Below are 19175 nucleotides of genomic sequence, written 5' to 3' on the forward strand. Positions count from 1 at the left end.
AGTTACTTTCCTAGCGCAGGAGCATAGTCTTTGTTTTGGTCCTTCTGCGACGAGCAGTGCGCAGGAGCATAGTCTTTGCTCTTGTCCAAAGCACCGAAGCGGCATACTTCACTGATTCTTTGATTCAACCTATATAATTTGAAACTTCACTCTTTTTTTTATTAGTAAAAAAACTCAAACAAATATCGTTTGAGTTTGTGTTATTTATTCGTGTACGCTTCGTGCAGTATTGATAATTTTTTCTCAAGCGTATCCATTAAATTTTTGCCTTCATGTTTCTCGATCAGCCCTAGTTTCACCGCAAAATCTATTTCGCGGGACAGACCGAACATTTGAGTATCCAGGACTTCTTCATATAAAGGGCAGGATGGCAATGTGAGATTGTCCATTTGCACCTTGATCAACTGCTCTATTTTCTCTGCATCGGCTCTAAGGAGGTCCAATGCTTTATGCTGATAAGTTTGTTCTTCTGTGTGCTCCATGAGGACTCCCCCATTACTGATATTTCTTCTGTTCAACCTGTTTAAAGTGTATCTTTTAAACAATGAAATTGCAAGCCTCCTCTTCACCGGAAGCAATCACTTTAGGAACTTGACAAAGACAGGTATACTGAAAGGAGAGCTATTATCAAGATGGAGGGTTTTACTAATGGAATTTATCATTCAAATTAAAGGTGATGTGAAATTCAAACTGACTTTGGATCCCACAGTATGGATTTTCGATGACCGCAAACTGGATCTTGCAAAATATTTTACCGAAGAGCGCGTTAAGCGGGACGAACTGGAAGAATACAAACGCGGCATGGGTGAACATTGGTCGCGCGAGATCATGGAAGGTGCAACTGTGCCGCCTACCCTGAATTCTGAAAAGAGATATAAAAAGCAGGAAAAACAGGAAATGCTCACAGGTACATTCGGCATTTTGTTCAAACCCTTCATTGAAAATGCAGAACCTGTCGAATCTGCAGAAACTGTCGTTTTCGAATCCTCAAATGGCGAATACAGTTTCCCTCTCGAAACTTCAAAGGGTCTGGTCCTCAAGTTCAGCCATGAAGGCAAGCCGCTCCGCGAAGACGGCCCAGTCCATATACTGCTGCCAGATGGAAGCAATCTGGAAAATCCGATAACCAATGTAACAGCCATAAGGGTAGAATAGGAGTGAACCATCATGCGTGTTAAATGTGTAATTTGCGATACCATCGAGGAATTGGTAGATGATACCCTTGAGGCAAAGCGCCTTAGAAACCGGCCGATCCACACTCATATGTGCAAAACCTGCAACGAGCGAATCGAATTGCGCACCAAAGAGCGGCTGGCAACAGGGAAATTCCATTTTTACCGAAGTTCCCGCAAAATTGAGGAAGACTTTTGATGAAGTTCCTGAAAGGTGTCTGGATTGGATTTTGGAGCGGACTGATACTGGGTTTATTGTTTAAATGGATTCAGTCCGTAACCGGTGTAAATGTATATCTGCTGTTATTGAATGTTGATTTTATACCGGTTATTGGTGATGTTCAATGGTCAGAAATGACGGAATTCCTGTTTCATACAGCAGTTTCCGTAATGATCGGAATCGTGTATGTCTATTTTGCAAAACGTCGCTCCTATACATTCGGGCAATTGACCGTTTTGAGCCTGATCCTTTGTTCGCCTACTTATTTTCTCTATTTCATCCTATCTTCTCTGGCGATCACAGATCAGGTTCCAGGTCTCACCGACTGGGAAGCCATCACCTATTGGGTTTTCGGCCACCTGACATATTCTTTATTGCTGCCGATACTTTATAAAACATTCGAACGCAAAAACGCTGCATCTCAATGAGATGCAGCGTTTTCGCGTTTTTCGCGCCATAAGCGGATTTTATAAAGAATCAGGATTAGCGCGGCAATGACCAGACCTTCCACAACCGGCAGGAAGAAAGCTAAAAAAGTCAGCCCCAATCCACCGGCTGCCAGAAACAGGCCGATGACGATGTTTTTTCCGAGCGGCAGCTTTTTAGCAAACCCCAGTTTATATACCAAAGCCGACAGTAGAAGGATTATTGCAAATAACGCATATCCTGCTGCTTCAATCGGCAGATTCTGATAAAGCAAACGGGCTACCGGATACATACTATCATAGACAAATGAACGTTCATCCATGGATTATACATCCTTCCATTCGATTATTCTTCGATGGCAACTTTTTTCTTTTTCGCCACACGCTCACGTTCGTTTTTATCAAGAATCTTTTTACGCAGACGGATTGTCTGTGGTGTAATTTCGCAATACTCATCGTCGTTCAAGTATTCAAGCGCTTCTTCAAGACTCATCAAACGTGCTTTTTTCATTGTTGTAGTTTGGTCTTTATTCGCTGAACGGATGTTTGTCGCAGCTTTGATCTTCACGATGTTGACTGTCAAATCGCTGTCGCGGTTATGTTCTCCGACAATCATACCTTCGTAAATTTCAGCGCCAACTTCAACAAATGCAGTTCCGCGGTCTTCGATGCCCATCAAGCCATAAGTCGACACTTTTCCGCGCTCCATGGATACCAATACACCCTGGCGACGTCCGCCAACACGGCCGGAAGCTACAGGCTGGTAGCTGTCAAACGTATGGTTAATGATTCCGTAGCCACGAGTCTGCGTCAGGAATTCAGTAGTGTAACCGATCAATCCGCGAGCAGGAACGTTAAATACAAGGCGAACCTGTCCACTTCCGTTGTTGATCATATCAAGCATTTCACCTTTACGCTCACCCAATGATTCAATGATCGCACCAGTATATTCTTCCGGTACATCAACTTGCACACGTTCAACCGGTTCACAGCGAACGCCATCAACCATGCGTACAATAACTTCCGGTTTTGATACTTGGATTTCAAATCCTTCACGGCGCATGTTCTCGATCAAAATCGACAAATGCAATTCTCCGCGTCCGGATACAACCCATGCATCAGGAGAATCCGTTGGATCCACACGAAGTGAAACGTCCGTTTCCAACTGGGCATCCAAACGTTCCTGAATTTTTCTTGATGTGATGAATTTACCTTCTTTACCTGCAAACGGGCTGTTGTTGACAAGGAAAGTCATTTGCAGAGTTGGTTCATCAATGCGGAGAATCGGTAAAGCTTCCTGATGGTCCTGAGGACATACAGTTTCTCCAACGTTGATATCTTCCATACCAGAAATGGCGATCAAGTCACCAGCTTCGGCTTTTTGGATTTCAATGCGTTTAAGACCCATGAAACCATGGATTTTTGTAACACGGAAATTTTTAACTGATCCATCAAGCTTCATCAGCGCGACAGACTGTCCGACTTCGATTGTGCCACGGAATACACGGCCAATACCGATACGTCCAACATAATCATTATAATCAAGAAGGGCTACCTGGAATTGAAGCGGCTCATCTCTGTTATCGATAGGTGCAGGTACGTTATCCAAAATTGAATCGTAAAGAACCTGCATCGTCTCTTCCTGATCGCTTGGATCTGGAGAAAGGCTCGCAGTACCATTCATAGCGGATGCAAAAATGACAGGGAATTCCAACTGTTCATCGTTAGCTTCCAGTTCGATGAACAACTCGATGACTTCGTCAACAACTTCTTCAGGACGTGCAAAGTCACGGTCAATTTTGTTTACAACTACGATAGGTTTCAAGTTTTGCTCAAGAGCTTTTTTCAATACAAAGCGGGTTTGTGGCATACAGCCTTCATATGCATCCACCACTAAAAGAACGCCATCAACCATTTTCATGATACGTTCCACTTCTCCGCCAAAATCGGCGTGTCCCGGAGTATCCAAAATGTTGATTTTAGCATCTTTATATTGAATCGCAGTGTTTTTTGCAAGGATAGTGATTCCGCGTTCTCTTTCAATATCGTTAGAATCCATCGCCCGTTCATCCATATGTTCATTCGAACGGAAAATTCCTGATTGCTGCAGCAACTGATCCACAAGTGTCGTTTTACCATGGTCGACGTGGGCAATAATCGCAATATTTCTAAGGTCGTTACGTAAGTTAGTCATATTTTCACTCCAATATTCTTTTTTCGTGCCTATAACTGTGCTAGTATAGCACATACAGGGAAAAAACCCTAAGATTTTATTTCAGCATCTAATTAGCAGGAGGAAAATAAATGAAAAATGGTAAATGGATTTTCGCTCTTTACTCTATAGCCGCCTTGTTGGCAATGGTTGGAATTGGTCTTGCAGTGGCATTCCGCAGCGTGCCGATGGTACTTTTGGCAATCGCTTTGCTTGGTGTCATCATGGTTTTCGGTTTCAGAAAAAAACGGGAAATGATCGAAGCCGGTTTATTGTAAGTAAGTATTTTTTATGGCAAGCATCACGATAAATTTTTCATCTTGTTAATAATATCTTTAATTAATGAAACAAAAAAAGGATGCGGCTTCGCATCCTTTTTTTGAGCTTGTTGAGAAAGTAAAAATGAAAGCCGATATTCCGCAAAACAGCTTCGAAGACAGTAGACGTGTCCTGCACGGAAACTGTCTTTGCGACGAAGTGCGCAGCACTGCAGGAGCACGATTTTAAGGCTGCTCCTGCATCGCTTCGCTAGCTTCGTCGGCATTCGCCTGCTCCCCTGGGCGTCTTCGCTGTTTTGCTCCATATCTCAGCTCTCTTTCTATAAAGGAATACACGTTTAGATGTTGTATGTGAGAAGGTGAACACTTGCATTATCAGCACAGAACAGAATGAAGCGGCAGGCGGCGACTCCATCGGGAACCAGAGCTAGTCCTGAGACCCCGCAGGGAAGGTTTGACCGAACACCATTCGGTCGAACCTTTGCGACGAAGCGTGGAACGCTGCAGGAGCATCGGTTTTTCGGAGCGAGCGAGGAGGCTCAGGCAGCTCCCCGAGGAAAGCGTTCGCCTAGAGCGAAATGATTGGAGAAGTTGTCGGTTTCTCGACAGCCAGAAAAAAGGATGCGGCTTCGCATCCTTTTTTTATTTAGGCAAAATATATTTTTCGAGTATTTGCGAATGAATGGAAGGGTTTGCGGCGAGAAACGTATCCTGCTCCAAAAGATTCGCCGGTGCCCCGTTAAAGTTGGTGGCTATCGCACCCACTTCACCGGCAATCACCATGCCTCCAGCAATGTCCCAAGGTGACAGCCTCATTGACAGATAGGCATCCACCCTTCCACTGGCAAGGTATGCAAGTTCAAGAGCTGCCGAACCATAGGATCTGATTCCACGGACATCCTGTATCAATTGCAAAGTCCCTTTGTGGTCGAAGTAGCTGTTTGGAACCGCCCAGGTGGCGTTCATCGCAATGATTGATTCCCCGATCACGGTATCTTTCAGCTTGCTTAGCCTTTCATCGTTATAATAGGCGCCTCCTCCCAGCACACCATGATATAAATCATCATTGACAACATCATATATGTACCCGAGTTTGCCGATTCCTTCTTCATAAACACCGAGCGATATCGCAAAATTTCTTTTCTGATGAACGAAATTCATCGTCCCGTCAATGGGGTCCAGCAGCCATATGATGCCTTTATGGTCCTGGATATCATCGCCGAACCCCTCTTCACCGTAAATCCGGTGGCCTGGAAAATCACGGTTGATGCGTGAAATAAAAAATTGTTCGATTTCTTTATCAATATTTGTAACGAGATCGTCGGCATCAGATTTTGATTCTATTGAGATATCCGAAAGGAAAGAGTTGCGTATTCTATGCCCTGCTTCCTTGATGATCGATTTGATATATCTGTCCATTTCGTGCAAATCCATAAAAAGCTTCCTCCTCTGTTTCCACCAGTATAACGTCAAAAGGCACCCGCTGTCATACTCCAGCAAGTGCCTTTAAAGATGAAAAATATTAAAGCGCATGAAGTGCCTCCAGTTCCACGTGTATTTCCTGAAGCCGTTTTTTGCTATTTTCCATTTCCCGCTCATTCTTATTCTGCATTGCATCAAACAGGGAAGCAAGCTCATAATCTAGTTCCAGCTTCAATACGTGGATATACTCTTTTTCGACATCGGCTTTGCGGATTATTTGGATCATCTGTTTCATCATTAGCACCCCTTCCCTTTTTGATTCCAATAATTTCGAAAATTTAATCCGGTTAAGGGACTTTACCCGATTGCCTTTAATCAGAAACGTCTTTCTATAATATTTTGCTAAAGTCCTGTAAAATATTATTCATGTGCAATTAAAGGAGGAAACAGCAGTATGTCTTATTGGAACGAGAAACATTTCAAGGTATTTGAAACCCCCGGACTTGAAGCCCGGATGTCAGCGCTCATCGAAAAAGTACGGCCCAAATTCGAAGAGCTTGGACAACAATATTCTTCATATTTTTCAAGTAAAACCGGAGAAGAATTTCATCCGCACGTAGCTAAGCATATGCGGCGGACCGTCAATCCGCCAGATGACAGTTGGGTAGCGTTTGCCCCGAACAAACGGGGATACAAAGCGGTTCCGCATTTTCAGATCGGCCTGTGGGAAAGCCATGTCTTCATCATCCTGGCCGTTATCTATGAAGCTAAAGGAAAATCCGCCATGGCTGAACGTCTGTTGCAGTCAGAAGCCATCAGTAAACTGCCACGCGATATGGTTGTATCAGGAGACCATATGAAACCGGAAGCTTTCACTTTGCAGGATTTGGGAGAAGCCGGTGCTGAGCAGCTCTTGCGGCGTTTACGGGATGTAAAAAAAGGGGAATTCGTCATCGGCCGCCATTTGCAGCGGGAACAGGCCGATAACTTGAGTAAAAGCCAATTCGACGAACTTGTCGAAAAAACATTTGACGAATTGCTGCCGATTTATAATTTGATGCTGAATAAATAATAGAAGATAAAAAAACCCGCAACGGAAAATTCCGTTGTGGGTTTTTGTTTTATTGAGAAACAAACATGAAAACCGATATTGCGCAAAACAGCTTCGCTTGCCAAAACCCGTGCTCCTGCATCGCTTCGCTAGCTTCGTCGCAAAGAGTCGGCCGAACTATCTTCGGCCAACTCTTGGCTCGCGCTGAGCTAACTCGGTCTCGTTTCACTTCGCCCGAGTGGATCTCAGCACTTCGCTTGGTCCCCTGGGCGTCTTCGCTGTTTTGCTCCATATCTCAGATCACTTTCTATAAAGGAATACACGTTTAAGTGTATTGCACGTGAGAAAGTGGACACTTCCATTCTGCACACAACAGAATGAAGCGGCAGGCGGCGACTCCTGCGGGAAACAGAGCGTGTCCTGAGACCCCGGAGGGAAGGTTTGACCGAACACCATTCGGTCGAACCTTTGCGACGAAGCGCAGGGCGCTGCAGGAGCATCGGTTTTCAAAGCGACTGAGGAGGCTCAGGCCGCTCCCCGCGGAAAGCGTCCGCCTAGAGCGTAATGATTGGAGAAGTTGTCGGCTTCTCAACAGCCAGAAACCGCAACGGACAACCCCGTTGCGGTTTTGTTTTTGCTAATTATTCATTTTGAGCATCGGACCAGTCGGCGATGCTTTCAGTTCTTTGATCACCGGAAAACTGGCATAGCCGCTTTCTTCTTCAAACTCCCTGAAATACGTTTTTTCTTCTGAAATGGCTGGCACCACTTCTTTGAATTTCCGGTATCTTGCCATCATATCCTCACGGCTGATGCCTTTTTCGTATGCCATTTCTATTCCTTCAAAAAACGTCACCACATCAACAATCTCTTCTGTCGTCCATTCCATCGAAAAAGGATATGAATAGTCCATCGTATCTTCCTCCTCTATTCAAAGCTGCCCCATTTCCGGCTGATTTCTGCAGCTTCTTCCTTCATTCTATCAAATAATTCCTGGACAGTCGGCACGTCGCGAATCATTCCGGTCACTTGTCCGGCCCATCCGAATCCTTCGTCATTATGGCCTTCATAAATAAAACGTTTATTGGCTTCGCCGCTTATATAATCCTTCAATGATTCATACGTCGGACTCGTGTGTTCAATCTCCAGGATTTTGTCGGTCCAGTTGTTTTTGAGAGTTCTTGCCGGAGCCCCAATGCTTCTTTTTATAATGACTGTGTCGCTTTCAGAGCTGTGGACCAGCGCTTTTTTATAGGCTTCTGAAGCGTGTACACATTCTTTCGTTGCAATAAAACGCGTACCCATTTCCACGCCATCTGCACCGAGCGCAAATGCAGCCATTAATCCGCGGCCATCCCCGATGCCGCCAGAGGCGATGACAGGTATCGATACTGCATCCACTACTTGCGGTATCAATACCATTGTGCCGATATCATCACGTCCGAGATGCCCTCCTCCTTCGTGGCCAACGACCATAACGGCATCCGCCCCCAGCTTCTCTGCTTTCAAAGCCTGTTTACGGGCAGCCACCAACACAAGTTTCTTGAGGGGTGTGCCTTCCAGCTGTTCAAAGATGGGCGTGGGATTTCCCCCTGTCATGGAAACGACAGGCACTTTTTCTTCAATCGCGACATCCAGCATATGTGAAAATTCCCTGCCGTGCTCACCAATGGCGAAATTGACTCCAAAAGGTTTATCTGTCAATCTTCTTACCTTACGGATTTCTTCCTTCAATTTTTCGGGAGACTCAAGGCTCATCGCCGTAATTTGACCGAGGCCACCAGCATTTGAAACTGCGGCCGCCAATTCTGCATAAGCCAGATAGGCAAGTCCTCCCTGTATGATTGGTACTTCGATTTCCAGCAAGTCGGTAATCCGTGTATTGAATTGCATTATGCCACTCCTTTCTATCTGCTTCTCCTGTATTCGATGAAGACAGATTAAATCCTTTTATTTTTATAGAATACCTTGCATCAACATGCTATAATTCACTTTGTTTTCATTTTTATAAGCGAGGTGGTAATCCATTGTCACAATTAGAAACTCCGTTATTCGATGCTTTACTGAAGCACAGAAACCGGCACCCGATTCAATTCCATATTCCCGGCCATAAAAAAGGCCAGGGCGTCGATCCCGCATTCCGAGAGTTTGTCGGCGATAATATTCTTTCCATAGATCTGATCAATATCGCACCACTTGATGATCTGCACGCACCTAAAGGTGCCATCAAAAAAGCGCAGGAATTGGCGGCAGAAGCGTTTGGCGCTGACCATACATTTTTCTCCGTGCAAGGCACAAGCGGCGCCATCATGACAATGATTTTAAGCGTGGTCGGCCCGAACGACAAGATTCTGATTCCACGGAACGTCCATAAATCGATCATGTCAGCCATCGTCTTTGCGGGAGCGATCCCAATCTTCATCCATCCGGAAGTTGACCCGGAACTCGGCATTTCTCACGGCATTTCAGCCGAAGCTGTTGAAAAAGCCCTAATGGAATATCCGGATGCAAAAGCCGTTCTCGTCATCAATCCGACCTATTTCGGGGTTGCGGCTGATTTGAAACGCATCGTCGAAATTGCCCATGACCGGAAGATACCGGTTCTTGTAGATGAAGCGCACGGCGTCCACATCCATTTTCATAAAAGCCTGCCTGTGTCCGCCATGGCGGCCGGTGCCGATATGGCTGCCACATCCGTCCATAAGCTGGGCGGTTCCATGACGCAAAGCTCGGTGCTGAATGTCCGTGAAGGTTTGGTGTCGGCCAAAAGGGTGCAGTCTACGCTATCAATGCTGACGACAACTTCGACATCCTATCCAATCCTTGCCTCGTTGGATACTGCCAGAAGGCAATTGGCCATTCACGGTACAGATTTGATCGACCAAACGATACGGCTTGCAACTGATGCCCGTAAGCGAATCAATAAAATCCCGCATCTGCATTGTGTCGGCAGAGAGCTGCTGAAAACTTCCGCTACGTTTGATATGGATCCGACTAAATTGCTGATCAGTGTCAAAAATCTCGGCATCACTGGACATCAGGCCGAAGAATGGCTGCGGGAAAATGCCAATATCGAGATTGAGCTTTCCGATCTTTACAATATTCTTTGCCTGGTCACGATCGGAGATTCACGAAAAGAATTGAACCTGCTCGTAAATGCTCTTCAACGAATGAGCGAAGCCTATGACAGTGAAGCAGCCATCATTGAACCTGTCGTTCTGTTGCCGGATATTCCCCGCCTTGCAATGACACCCCGTGATGCATTTTATGCCAGCACGGAAGTTGTCAAAATTGACGAAGCGGTTGGCCGGATTTCTGCTGAATTCATCATGGTATATCCTCCAGGCATCCCCATTTTTATTCCCGGGGAAATCATTACACAGGAAAACATTGAATATATCCATATGAATGTCGAAGCAGGATTGCCTGTTCAGGGTCCTGAAGACGATACGTTAAAATTGCTGCGCGTCATAAAAGAGCAGCTTGCCATAAGATAAAAAAATCCGGAAGCGTGGTATCCCACGGTTTCCGGATTTTTTTATTCCTGTACGCCTTCGATTTCGTTCGGGTCGACAAATTCATAGCCTTTGTCGTTCAGGCCCTGCACTATTGCCGGCAATGCTTCAGCCGACCAGGCACGGTCGTGCATCAGAAGGTTTGCCCCGTTGCGCATCAGTTCTGTATTTACCATGATATCAGCCAACGCGTCCGCTTCCATATATTGCTTTTCCCAATCATAGCCGAAACTCCAATTCATGAGAACCATGCCTTCTTCTTTCACCAGTGCTCTGCTGAAATCAGTATTTACCCCATGAGGTGCCCGGAAGAATTGTGGGCGTTCTCCTATGATTTCCTCAACAAGGTCACTCAGTGAAATAATTTCTTCACGCTGCTGCTCTTCAGTAATCGTTTTTAGATTGGGATGTGAATATGTATGATTGCCTATGGCAAATCCCATCTCATGGATCTTTTTCAGGCTTTCTTTTTCTTCATCTGTATCCAGAAAATGCCCATTTACAAAAAAGATTGCCGGTACGCCCAATTCTTTTAAAGTTTCCGCCATTTCAACACCATGTTTGTCGGGAGCATCATCAATGGTCAATAAGACAGTTTGTGCATTAGCATCAGCAATCGGCTCAACCGAAGCGTTTACAGGGTTGACACGGTAAAGCGGCTCCGTTTCCACCACTTCTTCCGGCTCCTCTTCAGGTTCTTCGATATCTTTTTCTTCAGTAGCTTCATCGGTAGTTTCATCTGTGACTTCTTCAGTGTTCTCTCCGGCAGTTTCAGTCGCCGCTTCTTCTGTATCTTCTTTTTCAGTTGCAGCCGAGTTGTCTTCACCACTTGAACAAGCGGTTAAAAGAGCCAATCCTGCTGCCATTAAAATCCATTTTGCATGTATCATTCTTAGTATCACCTTAGCCCTTTCGCACATAATATTACCACATTTCTACAGCGATTATCAAAGCAAATATGTAAAAAAACCCTCTTCCGGAAAGAAAATTCCGAGAGAGGGGAAATTTTATAGGTAACAGATTTAAATTATTTTACGATGTGAATTGGAGTTCCCATAGCAACTTCTGCTGCTTCCATTGAAATCTCAGCCAAAGTTGGATGAGCGTGGATCGTCATGGCGATATCTTCCACAGTCATTCCTGCTTCAATTGCCAATCCGAGTTCTGCAATCATATCAGATGCGCCTGCTCCAACAATTTGAGCTCCAAGCAATAACCCGTCAGATTTACGTGACACCAGCTTCACAAAACCTTCAGTAGCATTTAAGGACAGTGCTCGTCCGTTTGCAGCAAATGGGAACTTCGCAGCCGCAGCTTCGAATCCTTCTTCTTTTGCCTGTTCCTCGGACAAACCGACGCTTGCAAGTTCCGGATCTGTAAAGCAGACAGCCGGAATAGCCATATAATCAACTTCAGACTTCTCGCCAGCAATTACCTCTGCAGCAACTTTACCTTCATAAGACGCTTTGTGCGCCAATTGCAGGCCAGCTACCACATCACCGATAGCATAGATATTCGAAATGTTCGTACGGCATTGTTTGTCGACTTCGATAAGTCCGCGCTCGCTCATTTTGACATTCAACTCTTCAAGACCCATTTCATCAGTATTTGGACGACGTCCCACGGTTACCAATACATAATCGGCTTCAACGGTTTTCTCTTCTCCGCCTGCCTCATAAGTTACAGTAACGCCTGAATCTGTTTCTTCCACACCTTTAGCGGAAGCTTTCGTGATCACTTCAACGCCTTTTTTCTTCAATCCTTTTTTAACGATCGAAGTCATCTGTTTCTCAAATCCTGCAAGAATATCAGGTGCACCTTCAAGGATCGTCACTTCAGATCCCATATTCGCAAATGCAGTACCAAGCTCTGTACCAATATAACCGCCGCCGATAACGACAAGTTTTTTCGGAAGTTCTGTAAGTGCCAATGCGCCTGTAGAGTTAATAACACGGTCTGTAAATTTAAAAGTTGGAATCTCTACTGGACGTGATCCTGTAGCAATGATTGCATTTTTAAATTTATACGTTTGCGAAGACTTATCGTCCATTACTTTAACTGTATTTTCATCTACGAAATAGGCTTCACCGCGGACAATTTCAACTTTATTGCCTTTCAATAAAGACTCGACGCCGCCGGTCAATTTTTTTACAACGCCATCTTTGAAAGCCTGAGCTTTTTCAAAGTTAAGCGTCACTTCTTTGGCAACTACACCCATATCGTCGGAATGTTGAGCTTCCACAAAACGATGTCCTACAGAAATCATCGCTTTTGAAGGGATACACCCAACGTTCAGGCAAACGCCACCAATATATTCCTTTTCAACGATTGTTACTTTTTGGCCAGTTTGCGCTGCACGGATTGCTGCAACGTATCCGCCAGGGCCTGAGCCGATGACGAGCGTATCTGTTTCGATCGGAAAATCTCCTACTACCATAATTTTACGCCTCCATTAATAGTAATTCTGGTTCACTCAACAAACGCTTGATGTGATTTAATGCATGTTGCGCTGTTGCTCCATCGATCATTCGGTGATCGAAGCTCAATGATAATGCTAACACAGGTGCTGCGACAATTTCACCATTTTTAACCACAGGTTTTTCGGCGATGCGGCCGATTCCAAGAATTGCCACTTCAGGATGGTTGATGACAGGTGTGAACCATTGGCCTCCCGCAGAACCGATGTTCGTAATCGAACAGGATGCACCTTTCATTTCCGCTGCAGTCAATTTGCCGTCACGAGCTTTAGTCGCAAGTGTATTGATTTCATCGGAAATTGCGAATACCGATTTGCGGTCTGCATTTTTTATGACCGGAACCATAAGGCCTTTTTCTGTATCCGCTGCAATGCCGATATTGAAATAATGCTTCTGGATCACTTCACTTGTTTCATCGTCGAACGATGTATTCAATGCAGGGAATTCGCGCAATGTGCTGACCAGCGCTTTTACTACATACGGAAGGTAGGTCAATTTGATTTCTTTTTCAGCAGCAATGTCTTTGAATTTTTTGCGGTGAGCCACCAATTCCGTTACATCCACTTCGTCCATCAGAGCGACGTGCGGAGCTGTATGTTTGGAATGGACCATGGCTTTTGCAATTGCTTTGCGTATTCCGGACATTTTTTCGCGTGTTTCCGGAAATTCACCTTCAGGAACTGACGCCGTTTCTTTCGCTGCAGGTGCTTTTTCTTCTTTCTGCTCTGCACTTTCTGCAGGAACTTCTTCTTTAACAGGTTCAGCAGCTTTCTGATCGCCGCTCAAGAATGCTTCAATATCTTCTTTCATGATGCGGCCGTTGTTCCCAGAACCACTAACTTTTTTGATATCTACATCTTTATCACGCGCAAATTTGCGGACAGATGGCATGGCAATGATGCGGGCATTCGGATCAGCTTCTGTTTCTGCCTGTGGTTGGGATCCTGCTCCAGTATCACCACCGCGATGCTGCTCTTCAGCAGGTGCTTTTTCAACATCCTGTCCTGATTCTGCAGTGCCAGCCTGCACTTGCTCTTCTGTTTCTTCTGCTTCTTTCGGCTCTTCTTTTTGTTCTTTCGCTTCAGGAGCCGCATCTTCTCCTCCGTCTTCATCGGGAGAATCGATTCGAACCAGCACATCACCGACTACAGCTACGGTGCCTTCTTCCACCAGCACTTCTTTAATTGTTCCGGAGACTGGTGAAGGAATTTCAACGACTGCTTTGTCATTTTGAATTTCGACAAGTACGTCATCTTCTTCAATCGTGTCACCGGCTTTAACGAACCATTTTACGATTTCACCTTCATGGATACCTTCTCCGATATCCGGCAAACGAAATTCATAAGCCATCAGTTTCACCCTTTCTTCTCTATCTATTTAAAAAGTTAGCACTTTTTTCGCTGTTTCTACTATATCCTTAGCGTTGGGAAGCCAAACTTCCTCTGCCTGTGAGAATGCAAACACAGTATCTGGAGCTGTTACACGCAGAACAGGCGCATCAAGGCTTAGAATTGCACGATCCATAATTTCCGCTACGATATTCGCAGCAATCCCAGCTTGTTTTTGAGCTTCCTGAACGACCATTGCACGGCCGGTTTTTTCAACAGATGCAACGATTGTTTCAATATCAAGCGGCTGGACAGTACGCAAATCGATGACTTCTACTGAGTATTCTTCTTTTTCAAGTTCTTCTGCAGCTTTCAAACTTTCCTGTACCATTGCTCCGTAGGCGATAATCGTCAAGTCTTTGCCTTCACGTTTAATATCCGCTTTGCCAAGTGGAATCGTATATTCCTCTTCCGGCACTTCCTGACGGAAAGAACGGTAAAGTTTCATGTGCTCAAGGAAAATAACAGGGTCGTTATCGCGAATTGCTGAAATGAGCAAACCTTTCGCATCATATGGGTTTGATGGAATTACCACTTTCAAACCTGGTGAAGCTGCCATCAGCCCTTCAAGTGAATCAGCATGCATTTCCGGAGTATGGACGCCGCCGCCGAATGGGGAACGGATTGTTACAGGTGCGTTTTGGCTGCCGCCGCTGCGGTAACGCATGCGCGCCATCTGGCCACTGATTGAATCCATTACTTCAAAGACAAATCCGAAAAACTGGATTTCCGGTACCGGACGGTATCCTTGCAAGGCTAGACCAATTGCCAGTCCGCCAATTCCGGATTCAGCTAAAGGTGTATCGAAAACACGGTCTTCACCAAATTCTTTTTGCAAACCTTCTGTTGCACGGAAAACTCCGCCGTTATTCCCTACGTCTTCACCGAAAACAAGAACGTTTTCATCATTTTTCAGCTCTGTTTTCAGAGCGTCAGTAATCGCTTGGATCATTGTCATTTGTGCCATGGCTTACTTCGACTCCTTTGCTTTATAAATATCCATCTGCTCTTTTACATTGAATGGCATTTCTTCATACATGATTCCGAGCAAATCAGTTACTTTTTGTTTCGGAGCTCCATCCGCTTTTTTAATCGCGGCTTTAATTTCTTCTTTAGCCTGTTCCATCACTTCTGTTTCCTTCTCTTCACTCCAAAGGTCTTTGCCTTCAAGGTATTTACGGAAACGTACGAGAGGATCTTTCTTTTCCCATTCGCTGTCAATATCCGAAGTACGGTAGCGTGTCGGGTCATCACCGGCCATTGTATGAGGGCCGTAGCGATAGCAGAATGTTTCGATCAAAGTCGGTCCGTCGCCTTTTATCGCGCGTTCACGTGCATCACGTGTCACAGCGTAAACAGCAAGCGGATCCATGCCATCGACAAAGATTCCTGGAATGCCGGCTGCTACTGCTTTTTGAGCAATTGTTTTCGCCGCAGTCTGAACTTCACGAGGTGTTGAGATTGCATACTGGTTGTTTTGAACGATGAAAATAGCTGGTGCACGGAAAGATCCCGCAAAGTTAATTCCTTCATAGAAATCACCTTGTGATGAACCGCCTTCTCCTGTGTAAGTAATAGCTACTGCTTCTTTTTTACGTTTCTGCATGCCCAGCGCCACTCCGGTTGCCTGGATAAACTGAGCACCGATAATAATTTGCGGTGGCAAAACATTCAAGCCTTCGGGCATCTGGTTCCCCATGAAATGTCCGCGTGAGAAAAGGAACGCCTGTTCAAGAGGCCAGCCGTGCCAGATCAATTGTGGGACATCGCGATATCCCGGCAAGATGAAATCTTCTTTTTTCAATGCAAAATGAGATGCAATCTGAGATGCTTCCTGCCCCGCAGTCGGCGCGTAAAAACCAAGGCGCCCCTGGCGGTTAAGTGAAATAGAACGCTGATCAAGAATACGGGTGTAAACCATTCTTCTCATCAATTCCTGCAGTTCCTCATCCGATAACTCCGGATTTGCCTCTTCGTTAACAATTTCGCCTTCTTCATTTAAAATCTGGAACATTTCAAACTTTTCTTCGATTTCGCCCAGTGTCTTTACTGGATCGAACTGCTGTGATTTTTTGGCAGCCATAAAAGCAACTCTCCTTTTTATCTGTATTAAGATTCTAAACAATTGGTAGTAATACAAGCGCACATTCCTCTTCAGTATACGTTACATGATATTAAGGGTCAATCATGGAGAAGCTTTATGCAGCAAGCATCTAAAATACGTAGAATATTCGAAAACCAATAAACTGTATTATAGACACGGCGGTCTCTGTACTATATAACAGCCAGTAATTTCACCTCTTTTATAGCACAGAAAAAAGCGGCCAATTGGCCGCTTATTCGTTGTCTGCATTCATTTTTTCAATAAGATTGTTTTTCATTTCATTGAACTGTTCGGTTTGCTCATTAAAAGCTGTAACAGCGTTTTGCACTTCCTGGTTCTTGTCATTGACGGTAACTGTTTTCTCCTGCAGCACCTGCAATTCTGTTTCTTCATTCAACAGCAATTCGTAAAGTTCTTTTTGTTCTGCCGCCAATTCTTCATATACAGCTGCAAATTGTTCGTGTGCATCAAATCGTTCATTCATTGTAGTTTTTAAAGCAGTCAGATCAGATTTCAGATCCTCTTCTTCAGTTTCTTCGATAACAGTATCGATTTCCTGGAAAACTTCTTCAGCCGAATCTATCGAAGCTTTTTCGGTTTCAAGCAATTCCAGCCGCTCGTCAACAGAAGCAAGCGCTTCTTCAGCATTTGTTCTGACGTCTTCCTGTTGTTCCTGGGTCAATGCCATGATGGATTCGAATTTTTCCTGTTCACTGGATTCGAGCTCCTCCATTTGGCTTTGCGTGTCACGGTAATCACTTTCTGCATCAAATGTATCTTTCAGCACTGCATCCAATTGTTCTTCAGTTGAAGGACCTGAACATGCGCTTAAAAGTAGGGCACTTGATATTCCTGCTGTCAATATGTATCTTTTCAATCGAAACCCTCCTTATTGCATAGTTTAACTATATTATGATGCTCAAAAAAATACAACTGCTAATATAAGCAAATTTTCTTTTGTAGCTCAGCTGCATTGCGTTATACTGTTTGTTAGATGCACCATGATTGAAAGGATTGAGTCGATTGATATTAATGAGTGATATCATACGCGAAGGTCACCCGACACTTCGCCAGAGAGCAGAGCAGGTTGAATTTCCATTAACTGAGGAAAACAGGAAATTAGCCGAAGAATTGATGGAGTATGTAGTCAACAGCCAGGACGAAGAAATGATCGAGAAATATGACCTCCGTCCGGGAGTCGGGATTGCAGCGCCACAAGTTAATGAACCCAAGCGCATTTTCGCCATTCATTTTGATGAAGAGTCCGGTGAAGATTTGAGCATCATTGCCATCAACCCGAAAATTGTCAGCCATTCGGTCGAAAAAGCGTACCTTGCTTCTGGAGAGGGATGTTTGTCAGTCGATCGATCGATTCCCGGCTATGTTCCGCGCTATGCAAGAATAACCATTAAAGCTTTTGACCTGGAAGGCAATGAATACAAGCTGCGTCTGAAAGGACTGCCGGCAATCGCGTTTCAGCACGAGTTGGACCATTTGAACGGTGTCATGTTCTATGACCACATCAATTCCGATAACCCATTTGCGGAGATTGAAAATGCCGTGGCCATCACCAGGGATATAGCAGAATAATCCATAAAGAGGCTGGCGGGCAAATCCCGTCAGCCCCTTTTTTTTCTTTTAAATCAGCCCAAGATGTGCAAACGCTTTTGCCAATCCATCTTCATCGACATGCGCTGTAATATGCGATGCCACTCTTTTCGTATCCCGGTGCCCATTGTCCATCGCTACACTGAAGCCTGCCGTCTGCATCATCTGCAAATCGTTCAGGCCATCCCCAAAAGCAATCGTATTTTCGATAGCATGGCCGGTGCTGGCAATCAATTTCTCGATGCCACTCGCCTTTGATCCGCCTTTCGGTAAAATATCGCACGATACCCGGTGCCACCGAACAAATTGGAAGTCCTTGAAATTTTCATGATATTGCGCTTCTTCTTCTTTCGTACAAAATACCAAGGATTGATAAATATCATTATCCAGATGGAAATCCAATTCGGTATCGGGATGTGGAAACTTCAGGCTTTTCAGGCTCTCATCGATATCCGGATGGTAATCGATGGATGAAACCATTTTTTTGCCATTCATGAAAACAAGCGGATGATTTCTTTTTTCCGCGAACCGAAACACCTTCTCCAGCATTTCCGGATCGAGAGCCTCTGTATGGATCACTTCATTATCGCGGACAATATACTGACCGTTGAATGAAATGAATGTTTCTATATTCAATTTTTTCCGTAAATCCGGGAACATGAAAGGTGCCCGTCCCGTTGCAATCGCCAATTCGTGGCCATTGACCCTTGCCTGCTGCAGCGCTTCAAATGCTGAAGCAGGCAGTTCTTTCTGTGAATTCAATAAAGTCCCATCAATGTCCAGCAGTAATAATTTTCCCATTCTATCTATCTCCAATCCTTTGGCTGGCCGGCTTTGCCGGCTGTTGCGCCTCTTTACTTTTGTCAGAAAATACAGTATTATTTACATAAGGAGTGAGCAGCCATGCTGAAGCGTTTGAAAAGAAAACTACTCAGAAGGCTTAACGGCATCATGAACAAAAAGAAAATCGCATAGCTATTATAGCCCTTCTCCGCAAAATAAGAAGGGCTATTCTTTATTTTAAAACAGTGACATGATAATATAAAGAAAGTGAATTTATCTTGAACGTGGAAAAAGGAGAGCAAACTATGATTTTTAAAGTATATTACCAGCAAAACCGCAATGAGGTTCCAGTTCGCGAAAACACACAGAGCCTATATGTAGAAGCTTCATCCGAGCGTGAAGTCAGAAGTCATCTGCAAGACCGCAATTACAACATCGAGCTTGTTCAATTGCTAGAAGGCAGCCATCTTGAATATGAACAGGCCAGCCAAAATTATGAAGTTGAGAGCATCGACTGAAT

Annotated in this window: 23 protein-coding genes; 8 read left to right on the forward strand and 15 right to left on the reverse strand. The window is 44.7% G+C overall.

The window, feature by feature from the left end:
* Positions 1 to 200: 200 nt before the first annotated feature.
* Complete coding sequence (locus ACFQ1X_RS06600; RefSeq protein ID WP_144837599.1) at positions 201 to 482, reverse strand: DUF1507 family protein; 282 nt, start codon at positions 480 to 482, stop codon at positions 201 to 203.
* A gap of 166 nt (positions 483 to 648) precedes the next feature.
* Here ACFQ1X_RS06600 and ACFQ1X_RS06605 point away from each other — a divergent pair, with 166 nt between their 5' ends.
* Genes ACFQ1X_RS06605 through ACFQ1X_RS06615 form a run of 3 tightly spaced genes read left to right on the forward strand, consistent with a single transcriptional unit; the run spans position 649 to position 1820 of the window.
* On the forward strand, positions 649 to 1155 hold the full coding sequence (locus ACFQ1X_RS06605) for a peptidyl-prolyl cis-trans isomerase (protein ID WP_144837601.1): 507 nt from the start codon (positions 649 to 651) through the stop codon (positions 1153 to 1155).
* 12 nt (positions 1156 to 1167) lie between these two features.
* Positions 1168 to 1371 (forward strand): YlaI family protein, encoded by a 204-nt coding sequence (locus tag ACFQ1X_RS06610; RefSeq protein ID WP_144837603.1) that lies wholly within the window; start codon positions 1168 to 1170, stop codon positions 1369 to 1371.
* Positions 1371 to 1820 (forward strand): hypothetical protein, encoded by a 450-nt coding sequence (locus ACFQ1X_RS06615; RefSeq protein WP_144837605.1) that lies wholly within the window; start codon positions 1371 to 1373, stop codon positions 1818 to 1820. The genes ACFQ1X_RS06610 and ACFQ1X_RS06615 overlap by 1 nt, the downstream gene beginning before the upstream one ends.
* Here the strand turns inward: ACFQ1X_RS06615 and ACFQ1X_RS06620 are convergent.
* Both ACFQ1X_RS06620 and typA read right to left on the reverse strand, forming a co-directional pair.
* Positions 1814 to 2140 (reverse strand): YlaH-like family protein, encoded by a 327-nt coding sequence (locus tag ACFQ1X_RS06620; RefSeq protein ID WP_144837607.1) that lies wholly within the window; start codon positions 2138 to 2140, stop codon positions 1814 to 1816. The two genes, ACFQ1X_RS06615 and ACFQ1X_RS06620, sit on opposite strands and share 7 nt — an antisense overlap.
* Before the next feature lie 23 nt (positions 2141 to 2163).
* A complete protein-coding gene (gene typA, locus ACFQ1X_RS06625; RefSeq protein ID WP_144837609.1) occupies positions 2164 to 4011 on the reverse strand; it encodes a translational GTPase TypA in 1848 nt (615 codons plus the stop codon).
* A gap of 110 nt (positions 4012 to 4121) precedes the next feature.
* Between typA and ACFQ1X_RS06630 the strand changes: the two genes are divergently transcribed.
* Entirely contained in the window at positions 4122 to 4307 is a 186-nt protein-coding gene (locus tag ACFQ1X_RS06630; protein WP_144837611.1) for a YlaF family protein, read from the forward strand.
* 23 nt (positions 4308 to 4330) lie between these two features.
* Here ACFQ1X_RS06630 and ACFQ1X_RS06635 read toward each other — a convergent pair whose 3' ends face one another.
* The 3 genes from ACFQ1X_RS06635 to ACFQ1X_RS06645 all read right to left on the reverse strand — a co-directional run bounded on the left by ACFQ1X_RS06635 (position 4331) and on the right by ACFQ1X_RS06645 (position 6024).
* Positions 4331 to 4612 carry a hypothetical protein gene (locus tag ACFQ1X_RS06635; protein WP_144837613.1) on the reverse strand — a complete coding sequence of 94 codons (282 nt, stop codon included), beginning with the start codon at positions 4610 to 4612 and terminating at the stop codon, positions 4331 to 4333.
* A 337-nt stretch (positions 4613 to 4949) separates the two neighbouring features.
* Positions 4950 to 5741, reverse strand: coding sequence for an inositol monophosphatase family protein (locus tag ACFQ1X_RS06640; RefSeq protein WP_144837615.1), 792 nt, complete (start codon positions 5739 to 5741; stop codon positions 4950 to 4952).
* An 88-nt stretch (positions 5742 to 5829) separates the two neighbouring features.
* Complete coding sequence (locus tag ACFQ1X_RS06645) at positions 5830 to 6024, reverse strand: hypothetical protein (protein WP_144837617.1); 195 nt, start codon at positions 6022 to 6024, stop codon at positions 5830 to 5832.
* Between the two features lie 159 nt (positions 6025 to 6183).
* Between ACFQ1X_RS06645 and ACFQ1X_RS06650 the strand changes: the two genes are divergently transcribed.
* Entirely contained in the window at positions 6184 to 6801 is a 618-nt protein-coding gene (locus tag ACFQ1X_RS06650; RefSeq protein ID WP_144837619.1) for a YktB family protein, read from the forward strand.
* Between the two features lie 616 nt (positions 6802 to 7417).
* Here ACFQ1X_RS06650 and ACFQ1X_RS06655 read toward each other — a convergent pair.
* Both ACFQ1X_RS06655 and ACFQ1X_RS06660 read right to left on the reverse strand, forming a co-directional pair.
* Positions 7418 to 7693 carry a UPF0223 family protein gene (locus ACFQ1X_RS06655; RefSeq protein WP_144837655.1) on the reverse strand — a complete coding sequence of 92 codons (276 nt, stop codon included), beginning with the start codon at positions 7691 to 7693 and terminating at the stop codon, positions 7418 to 7420.
* Positions 7694 to 7707: 14 nt separating this feature from the next.
* Positions 7708 to 8673 (reverse strand): NAD(P)H-dependent flavin oxidoreductase, encoded by a 966-nt coding sequence (locus tag ACFQ1X_RS06660; RefSeq protein ID WP_144837657.1) that lies wholly within the window; start codon positions 8671 to 8673, stop codon positions 7708 to 7710.
* Positions 8674 to 8807: 134 nt separating this feature from the next.
* On the opposite strand from ACFQ1X_RS06660, the gene ACFQ1X_RS06665 reads away from it, so the two are divergent.
* A complete protein-coding gene (locus ACFQ1X_RS06665; RefSeq protein WP_144837659.1) occupies positions 8808 to 10277 on the forward strand; it encodes an aminotransferase class I/II-fold pyridoxal phosphate-dependent enzyme in 1470 nt (489 codons plus the stop codon).
* Positions 10278 to 10318: 41 nt separating this feature from the next.
* On the opposite strand, the gene ACFQ1X_RS06670 is transcribed toward ACFQ1X_RS06665, so the two are convergent.
* The 6 genes from ACFQ1X_RS06670 to ACFQ1X_RS06695 all read right to left on the reverse strand — a co-directional run bounded on the left by ACFQ1X_RS06670 (position 10319) and on the right by ACFQ1X_RS06695 (position 17141).
* Positions 10319 to 11185, reverse strand: coding sequence for a polysaccharide deacetylase family protein (locus tag ACFQ1X_RS06670; RefSeq protein ID WP_144837661.1), 867 nt, complete (start codon positions 11183 to 11185; stop codon positions 10319 to 10321).
* Between the two features lie 137 nt (positions 11186 to 11322).
* Entirely contained in the window at positions 11323 to 12732 is a 1410-nt protein-coding gene (gene lpdA, locus ACFQ1X_RS06675) for a dihydrolipoyl dehydrogenase (protein WP_144837663.1), read from the reverse strand.
* Between the two features lie 4 nt (positions 12733 to 12736).
* Positions 12737 to 14122 (reverse strand): dihydrolipoamide acetyltransferase family protein, encoded by a 1386-nt coding sequence (locus ACFQ1X_RS06680; protein WP_144837665.1) that lies wholly within the window; start codon positions 14120 to 14122, stop codon positions 12737 to 12739.
* A 27-nt stretch (positions 14123 to 14149) separates the two neighbouring features.
* The gene (locus ACFQ1X_RS06685; protein WP_144837667.1) at positions 14150 to 15127 is read right to left on the reverse strand and encodes an alpha-ketoacid dehydrogenase subunit beta; all 978 of its coding nucleotides are present in this window, start codon (positions 15125 to 15127) and stop codon (positions 14150 to 14152) included.
* 3 nt (positions 15128 to 15130) lie between these two features.
* On the reverse strand, positions 15131 to 16243 hold the full coding sequence (pdhA, locus tag ACFQ1X_RS06690; RefSeq protein WP_144837669.1) for a pyruvate dehydrogenase (acetyl-transferring) E1 component subunit alpha: 1113 nt from the start codon (positions 16241 to 16243) through the stop codon (positions 15131 to 15133).
* A 253-nt stretch (positions 16244 to 16496) separates the two neighbouring features.
* Positions 16497 to 17141 (reverse strand): YkyA family protein, encoded by a 645-nt coding sequence (locus ACFQ1X_RS06695; protein WP_144837671.1) that lies wholly within the window; start codon positions 17139 to 17141, stop codon positions 16497 to 16499.
* Positions 17142 to 17287: 146 nt separating this feature from the next.
* Between ACFQ1X_RS06695 and def the strand changes: the two genes are divergently transcribed.
* Positions 17288 to 17854, forward strand: a complete 567-nt coding sequence (def, locus tag ACFQ1X_RS06700) for a peptide deformylase (RefSeq protein ID WP_144837673.1) — start codon at positions 17288 to 17290, stop codon at positions 17852 to 17854.
* 48 nt (positions 17855 to 17902) lie between these two features.
* Here def and ACFQ1X_RS06705 read toward each other — a convergent pair whose 3' ends face one another.
* Entirely contained in the window at positions 17903 to 18673 is a 771-nt protein-coding gene (locus ACFQ1X_RS06705; protein WP_144837675.1) for a Cof-type HAD-IIB family hydrolase, read from the reverse strand.
* Positions 18674 to 18960: 287 nt separating this feature from the next.
* Between ACFQ1X_RS06705 and ACFQ1X_RS06710 the strand changes: the two genes are divergently transcribed.
* Complete coding sequence (locus ACFQ1X_RS06710) at positions 18961 to 19173, forward strand: DNA-dependent RNA polymerase subunit epsilon (RefSeq protein ID WP_144837677.1); 213 nt, start codon at positions 18961 to 18963, stop codon at positions 19171 to 19173.
* The last annotated feature ends 2 nt before the right edge of the window (positions 19174 to 19175 follow it).

The sequence above is a fragment of the Metaplanococcus flavidus genome (genome assembly GCF_042675885.1).
Classification (GTDB): Bacteria; Bacillota; Bacilli; order Bacillales_A; family Planococcaceae; genus Planococcus; species Planococcus flavidus.

Coding starts and splice junctions, on each gene's coding strand:
- ACFQ1X_RS06600 (WP_144837599.1), bottom strand. CDS start 482: ATGGAGCACACAGAAGAACAAACTTATCAGCATAAAGCATTGGACCTC.
- ACFQ1X_RS06605 (WP_144837601.1), top strand. CDS start 649: ATGGAATTTATCATTCAAATTAAAGGTGATGTGAAATTCAAACTGACT.
- ACFQ1X_RS06610 (WP_144837603.1), top strand. CDS start 1,168: ATGCGTGTTAAATGTGTAATTTGCGATACCATCGAGGAATTGGTAGAT.
- ACFQ1X_RS06615 (WP_144837605.1), top strand. CDS start 1,371: ATGAAGTTCCTGAAAGGTGTCTGGATTGGATTTTGGAGCGGACTGATA.
- ACFQ1X_RS06620 (WP_144837607.1), bottom strand. CDS start 2,140: ATGGATGAACGTTCATTTGTCTATGATAGTATGTATCCGGTAGCCCGT.
- typA (WP_144837609.1), bottom strand. CDS start 4,011: ATGACTAACTTACGTAACGACCTTAGAAATATTGCGATTATTGCCCAC.
- ACFQ1X_RS06630 (WP_144837611.1), top strand. CDS start 4,122: ATGAAAAATGGTAAATGGATTTTCGCTCTTTACTCTATAGCCGCCTTG.
- ACFQ1X_RS06635 (WP_144837613.1), bottom strand. CDS start 4,612: ATGGAGCAAAACAGCGAAGACGCCCAGGGGAGCAGGCGAATGCCGACG.
- ACFQ1X_RS06640 (WP_144837615.1), bottom strand. CDS start 5,741: ATGGATTTGCACGAAATGGACAGATATATCAAATCGATCATCAAGGAA.
- ACFQ1X_RS06645 (WP_144837617.1), bottom strand. CDS start 6,024: ATGAAACAGATGATCCAAATAATCCGCAAAGCCGATGTCGAAAAAGAG.
- ACFQ1X_RS06650 (WP_144837619.1), top strand. CDS start 6,184: ATGTCTTATTGGAACGAGAAACATTTCAAGGTATTTGAAACCCCCGGA.
- ACFQ1X_RS06655 (WP_144837655.1), bottom strand. CDS start 7,693: ATGGACTATTCATATCCTTTTTCGATGGAATGGACGACAGAAGAGATT.
- ACFQ1X_RS06660 (WP_144837657.1), bottom strand. CDS start 8,673: ATGCAATTCAATACACGGATTACCGACTTGCTGGAAATCGAAGTACCA.
- ACFQ1X_RS06670 (WP_144837661.1), bottom strand. CDS start 11,185: ATGATACATGCAAAATGGATTTTAATGGCAGCAGGATTGGCTCTTTTA.
- lpdA (WP_144837663.1), bottom strand. CDS start 12,732: ATGGTAGTAGGAGATTTTCCGATCGAAACAGATACGCTCGTCATCGGC.
- ACFQ1X_RS06680 (WP_144837665.1), bottom strand. CDS start 14,122: ATGGCTTATGAATTTCGTTTGCCGGATATCGGAGAAGGTATCCATGAA.
- ACFQ1X_RS06685 (WP_144837667.1), bottom strand. CDS start 15,127: ATGGCACAAATGACAATGATCCAAGCGATTACTGACGCTCTGAAAACA.
- pdhA (WP_144837669.1), bottom strand. CDS start 16,243: ATGGCTGCCAAAAAATCACAGCAGTTCGATCCAGTAAAGACACTGGGC.
- ACFQ1X_RS06705 (WP_144837675.1), bottom strand. CDS start 18,673: ATGGGAAAATTATTACTGCTGGACATTGATGGGACTTTATTGAATTCA.
- ACFQ1X_RS06710 (WP_144837677.1), top strand. CDS start 18,961: ATGATTTTTAAAGTATATTACCAGCAAAACCGCAATGAGGTTCCAGTT.